Here is a 6,288-nt window from a genome sequence, read left to right on the forward strand (position 1 = left end):
GTGCCGCGTGGAACACATCAGGCGATTGTGCCTACAACAACCAACCACTGGAGATAGCGCATGTTTTTACACAATGACATCAAAGCAGCATTGAATGCCGACGAATTTCGCCGACACCTCCCCGAAGTCTACCCCAAATCCTACAGCATCTTCATGATGCACGGACCTGCCGACGGGAGGGCCCCCACCATCACAAGCGTCCAGGGCAGGATCGCAACGGCCACAACCACCGCAGCCCGCCACCAGGACTCAACGGAAGAACATGGGATGGTGTCGATCCCCATATCTACCCGGGAACGGAGAGTAAAACGCGCGACGATGGCGCAGATCCGAAAGCGCGTGCCAGGCGAACGAATGCGTCAGTTCGCAAAATCTTCAACAGAAACGAGGGGACATGTCCATTCGCAAACATCGTGACGGAAAATGGTTGATCGACGTTACCGTCGACGGCAGACGCAAAACCACCGTCCTCCCGACGGACACGCACAAGGACGATCTTGAGCTTGCCGAAGCGCGGCTCAAGCTCGACTTGCTGGAAACTCGGGCTGCCGAAGCGCAGACGGAGATTGAGCAGAAGAGCGGCAGGGGCTGGACCTTTGAAGCTGGCTACCGCAACAGCTTGCGGGTCCGGACGACCTGGCAGAGCGAGTCGCAGAGGAAGGTCGTTGGCAAGCAATGGGGGGTCATCTCGAAATATCTGTCGGGCTCGACCCTACTCGCTGAAATTGACACTGAACGGCTTGACGAGTTCATCCAGGAAGTGATCGAGGACCGCGGCGTCAGCGGCAGTACCATCAACAGGTATCTGTCGTTCATTTCCGCCATCTGCACCGATGCCGTCAACCGCAAGAAGCTCTCGCGAGTTCCCCACATGCCGCGCCAGGCGGAAGGCCAATGCAGGATTCGTTGGTTCACTGACGAGGAAGAGGCCTTGTTCATGGCCCGGGCGCTCGAAATGGAATACCGGGAAGTTGCCGACGCAACCGCCGTGTTCATCGACTCTGGGATGCGCATGGGTGAGCTTTGGACGCTCCGGTCGTGCAACATCGACCTCGAAGCGGGTATGCTCGTGCTCGACGCCAAGAACACGAAGACGAACAGGGGGCGTGCTCTTCCGCTCACCGATCGGATGGCCGCAGTGCTCCGTCCGCGGGCAGCAGCTGGCGGTTTGGTCTTCCCCGAGTTCAGCAGTGACGGTTTCTACCGCCGTTTCATGCGGGTCGTTCACTCCCTTGGCCTTGAGGGCGTGATCCCTTACACCTGTAGGCACACGTGCTGCACTAGATTGGTTCGCCGTGGCGTCCCTCTTTTCGCCGTCGCGGAGCACATGGGCCACACGAATCTTCAGACGACACGCCGATACGCCCACTTTGCTCCACAAGACAAAGACGCAATCAAACAGGTTCTCCAGGGGGCCACCTGGGCGGCCGCTGTCGTACAGCAGGGGATGATTTCGCAATAATCCCCTTGCCAAATTTCAGTTGCGCCGGGGATGCGGCAGGGGTATGCAGAGTGGTCGCCGGGGTGGCGGAACTGGTTTACGCGACGAACTTAAAATTCGTTGGGGCCGTAAGGTTCCTGGGGGTTCAAGTCCCCCTCCCGGCACCACCTATCACGGGACTTAAAATCCCTCAACCTTCGGGTTATGCGGGTTCGACCCCCGCCCTGGGCACCAAGGAAAGAGTAAGCTCCGCTGGCGAATGGAAGATTTCGCGGCGGAGCTTTTTCTATGGCTAAAGACGAATCTGTACAAGGATAGTACAAGAATCTTGAAGAACAGTCCCATTAATTTCAACGCGCAAATTGCAGAATTGGGAGTATTGTCTCCTGGCTCTGGGAATACCGCCGTCCCATCCAAGCGTTTTGCATCAAAGCAGCGGTGCTTTTAACGCCAACAAAAAACCTATATGTTTACTCGCAAATGGAGCTAGACGGAGGAGTTCTGGAATGGTTGGCAGAGAACGCAATGCCCAAAAGTTTATGGCCTGACCGCCGACCCAAAAGACTTCGTCATCAGGCTTCACTGCCGACAAGACCGTTGCCACGTCTTTCGGCTCAAGTAGTGGAGAAGAAGGAACCAAAGACTTTATGCGGGAAGACGCTTGCGTCGGACAATCTTTGCGTTCGGTATATCAAACCCATAGAAAAGATAGTTTTCATTCTGCAGCTGGAGGCGGCCAACCACGCCTGAGGCCAAGCTCTTCTCATCCTGAGAGCGAGACGCCTGCTTCTCAGTGGCGCGCTTCCATGAATTGACTGGACGACCCGTTAATACCTCCTAGCCATAGACATACAGAAAATTCGCCGCACAATCCGGCCAAGTCACTTTTTATTATCGGCGCGAATTGTTTTATTTCTGCCCCCCTGAGGGTCGGTTATTGTTACTAATCTTTGTTCGCTTGGATCATAACCATGCATACCCGAACTGACCGGCTTCCCGAAACCTGGATCATTCAAAGTGAGAGACGTCCTTCGCTAGCCAGACAGCCGGGAATGCGTCTTTCCTTCTCCGCGCCGGTCATGTAGTGGTGCAACACCGCATAATTGTTCGGGTTGGCCTGCCGTTGGCGACCACGCAAAGTGTTCGCGGCAGGAAGCCCAGTGCACGGCTGGCTTACGACACAAAATCAATTGAAGCGCAGGAGGGGCTCGCGTGAAGTCAAATAAAATGTTGGGGATTGTTGTGGTCCTGTTACTTGTCTGCGGGGCCTTGTCCCCTGTGCAAGCCTGGATATGGGACAGCAGCAAGCCCATGCCGGAGCTCATGAAAGCCGTCGACAAAGGCGACCTTGACCGGGCCCGGGCAGCCATCAACAACGGCGACGACGTTAACGCCGTGTACGATCGGGACACCATGCTCTGCTGGGCCCTGCGCAAAAAGAACCCGGAGATAGCCAAGCTGCTCTTGCAGTCTCCCCGGCTGGACGTGAATAAACGAGGCGTTTCGCACGACTCCTTTGGCGAGTGGGAGCGCACGCCGCTGATTTTGGCCTCGCACATGGGGCAGGCGGACATCGTTGCCCTGATGCTGCAGCGCGGCGCCAACGTCAACGCTCGCGACCGGACGGACAGCGTGCCCGAGGCGCGGGGAAACACCGCCCTCATCAAGGCCGCGCAAAGAGACCACACGGAAGTCATCCGCCTGCTCGTGACCCAGGGCAAGGGCATCCTGGTTGATGCGGCGACCAAAGAAGGCGAGACGCCGCTCTCCCTGGTGGTGGGGCACGAAGACCTGGAAGCAGTGAAGATACTGCACGGCCACGGGGCCAGGATCAACCACCAGAACAACGCGGGCGGCTCCATGCTGGTGGGCACGGTGCTGCACAAGAAGTACGAGGTGCTGGAGTACCTGGTCGCCAGCGGCGCGGACATCAACCTGTCCAACAATCACGGCCAGTCGCCGCTGATGCAGGCCATCCCGAGCGCAAGCAATGAAGCGAAGAAGACCTACAACTGGGTGGAGAAATTCCTCACCTACAAGCCCAAGCTGGATTTCATGCAGCTTAAGGGCGAGGGCGGCTACTCCGCCATGCACTTGGCCGCGCGCTTCGGCTTTGTGGACATTGGCAAACTGTTGCTCGACAACGGCGCCAACATCGACATCAAGAGCCTGCTCACCGGCGGCACGCCCCTGCATACCGCCGCCAGCGCCAACAAGGTAGACTTCGCCAAGCTGCTCATCAAGCGCAAGGCCAACCTGGAGATCGTCGACAAGCTGGGTTCAACCCCGCTCTTGACCGCAGTCATGCGTGTGGACCCGGACATGGTGGAGGTGCTGGTGGACGCGGGCGCCGCCGTCAACGTGAAGTCGACCGTCAATCCCCTCGTCAGCACCATGGTCTATGCCGCTGGCAACCCCAACCCCTTTGACCACAGAAAAAGTATCGCCATCATCAAGTATTTGCTGGACCACAAGGGTGACATCGATTTCCCCGCATCCAACGGAAACACCCCGCTCATGGCCGCCGCGCAGAAATCCGACCATTCCGACGGCTACGACCGCGCGGCCCTGCTGATAGCCAAGGGCGCAAAGCTCGACCAGACCAACGACAAGGGCGAGACAGCCCTTATGCTGGCCGCGGGCGCGGGCAACGAGAAGCTGGTGAAGTTCCTGCTGGAAAAGGGCGCCGACCCGCAGAAGAAGAACGGCGCGGGCGAAACGGTGATGGCCTACGCCAGCCGCGCAGGCAAATCGAGCAGCGTCTCGGCCCTGGAGGCCAAGGGCATGAAGCCGGATGCGCCCATCGTGCGCAAGACCGTGGTGGTGGACGCCCTGGTGGGCACCTGGCAGGGCTTCCACGACGGCCTGCCCCAGGCCCTGTACACCGTGGTGCTGAACAAAAACGGCACTTTCGACTTCAACTCCAGGCTGACGCCGGAAGCCTTGAAGAACATTCCCAAGGGATCAATGAATCCTGTCATCGCCACCCAGAAGGGCAAGTACACCATAAACGACAACGTCATGATCTGGGATTTGGTGGGTGCGCCTCCCACTTCCATGAAATGGAAGCTGGAAAAGGGCATGCTCATCATCGACGACAAAATCCGCCTGAAGAAGACCAAATAGACCGCCCAGCCCTGTACGATAACAGGGCGGGGAGGCAACCCGACAGTTGCCTCCCCGCCCTGTGAAAAACAAAACGGCCTGCTGACCGCCGGCCATGACGCTGCCAACGTTGGTCTCGGACTTCACGTTCTGGCCCATGCCACGTTGGCCACAGACCCGGCCTTGCCCTTGATGGGGATGTCGCCGGTTTTGGCGGCGTCGAACGCAAAGGCGATTCTGGGCAGAACAATAATCATGCTCAATGCCGCAGTGGTGAGGAGGATGCGCGTCGTGGTGTCGGCAATGGGCAGGATATGACAGAATAGGAGATTGGGCTTATTCCAAACTTAAGCCTACTGGTTGCAGATCCGTTGCGCACCACTCACAGCGGGCCATATGGGAAGCAGATCAGCGCCATCTGCTTCACTGTACGCGTCTATTATCCAGCAACGAATCCGGCAAGATAATCAACCCTGCCACCGTTGTGCTCAACCAATCCCTCGGGCCTGGTGCACCCCCCTGCGCATTGCTCCACGTATTCGCACGCGTGACACTCTGCTGGCAGGGACTCCAGTGTGCGGCAGGGACGCAACTCGGGACTGTTCCTGACCGCCTCCATGGAGCCGATTTCATTGATCTGGTACCTGTCGAAGCAGGTCGTCATTACCCCATCGAAATCCACATTGAGAGCCACGTATGGCCCACAACAGACCTTCTTGCCCATGAACACCCGAGCCCCCAGGCTGGTCGGGGTCACGGAACAAAACGGAACGGCAAGAACAATGCCGGGGACTTGTTCCGGGTATCGCCGCATCAGATCATCCATTTCTTCGGCAAGAGACTGCATCTGCCCCCGGGTGATGGGCCGCGGTTCATCGGGGCTGGATTCGAGGCGCAACGGCAACCACTTGAGCCGGGGCCTTTCCCGAAGAAACAACACAAACTCCTCCAGATTGCCGACAAGTTCCGGCGCAAGAGGCGTGAGCATATGGACGCGCACGCTCTTTCGGGCAGCCATCCGGTCCAGCAAAGACACCTTCTTCTGAAAGACACCGATCCTGCCGGTCAGGTCGTCCATGCGCTTGGCGTCCAAAGTCGGGACGCTCACACGCATGTCGTTCACAAGCAGCCGGTCATAGAGTCTGGGATCAGCCATGCCATTGGTGTTGAGAATCACATAGCGTTTTTGCAGGTGGGCATAGTTGCAGAGCATCTCGATATCGGGATGCATTGTGGCCTCGCCGCCGGTGAAGCGCACGCCGGGGATGTCGTTGTCCACGCACCAGTCGATCCACCGGAGCACGTCGCCGACTGGCATGTGCCGGTTAGCTAGCCACTCCTGCCCCTTGCCAAGGTAACAAAAAGAGCAACGAAGGTTGCATGCGCGGGTAATTTCGATCTTCAATTCCAAGGGATCGATCGATAATGAGCGTTCTTTTCTCATTGCTCACAGCTAAGCAAAATAAGCTTGAAAAGCAAATGTTTCCACAAGCGATGAAACAATGGGTCAATGGAAACACAACGTTTATCCACCAAGTCCGCCTAGCAAATATTCAACATGCTTTACATTTGTCCACTCAGTTGATACGAATAAAGCATAGAAAACCCCAACGCCGCATCCATTGCATATCGTCAACCTTTTAAGCATGAAGGAGTCTTGCCATGGCAGAACTTAAAGATCAGCAGAAAGTGTGGGCAAAGATCGTGGCCAAGGCCTGGGCAGACGAAGACTACAAGCAGCG

At 57.3% G+C, this 6,288-nt stretch carries 3 protein-coding genes and 1 tRNA gene; 3 read left to right on the forward strand and 1 reads right to left on the reverse strand.

Going from position 1 to position 6,288, the window contains the following annotated elements:
• The first annotated feature begins 394 nt into the window (after positions 1-394).
• The 3 genes from Q8O35_RS13720 to Q8O35_RS13730 all read left to right on the forward strand — a co-directional run bounded on the left by Q8O35_RS13720 (position 395) and on the right by Q8O35_RS13730 (position 4,567).
• Positions 395-1,462 carry a site-specific integrase gene (locus tag Q8O35_RS13720; RefSeq protein ID WP_305574294.1) on the forward strand — a complete coding sequence of 356 codons (1,068 nt, stop codon included), beginning with the start codon at positions 395-397 and terminating at the stop codon, positions 1,460-1,462.
• 56 nt (positions 1,463-1,518) lie between these two features.
• Positions 1,519-1,608: transfer RNA gene (locus tag Q8O35_RS13725), tRNA-Leu, on the forward strand.
• Positions 1,609-2,653: 1,045 nt separating this feature from the next.
• On the forward strand, positions 2,654-4,567 hold the full coding sequence (locus Q8O35_RS13730) for an ankyrin repeat domain-containing protein (RefSeq protein WP_305574296.1): 1,914 nt from the start codon (positions 2,654-2,656) through the stop codon (positions 4,565-4,567).
• A 418-nt stretch (positions 4,568-4,985) separates the two neighbouring features.
• Here the strand turns inward: Q8O35_RS13730 and Q8O35_RS13735 are convergent, their stop codons facing one another.
• Positions 4,986-5,990, reverse strand: a complete 1,005-nt coding sequence (locus tag Q8O35_RS13735) for a radical SAM protein (RefSeq protein WP_305574298.1) — start codon at positions 5,988-5,990, stop codon at positions 4,986-4,988.
• Positions 5,991-6,288 lie beyond the last annotated feature (298 nt).

This window comes from Humidesulfovibrio sp., from assembly GCF_030689645.1.
Lineage (GTDB): Bacteria > Desulfobacterota > Desulfovibrionia > Desulfovibrionales > Desulfovibrionaceae > Humidesulfovibrio.

Coding starts and splice junctions, on each gene's coding strand:
- Q8O35_RS13720 (WP_305574294.1), top strand. CDS start 395: ATGTCCATTCGCAAACATCGTGACGGAAAATGGTTGATCGACGTTACC.
- Q8O35_RS13735 (WP_305574298.1), bottom strand. CDS start 5,990: ATGAGAAAAGAACGCTCATTATCGATCGATCCCTTGGAATTGAAGATC.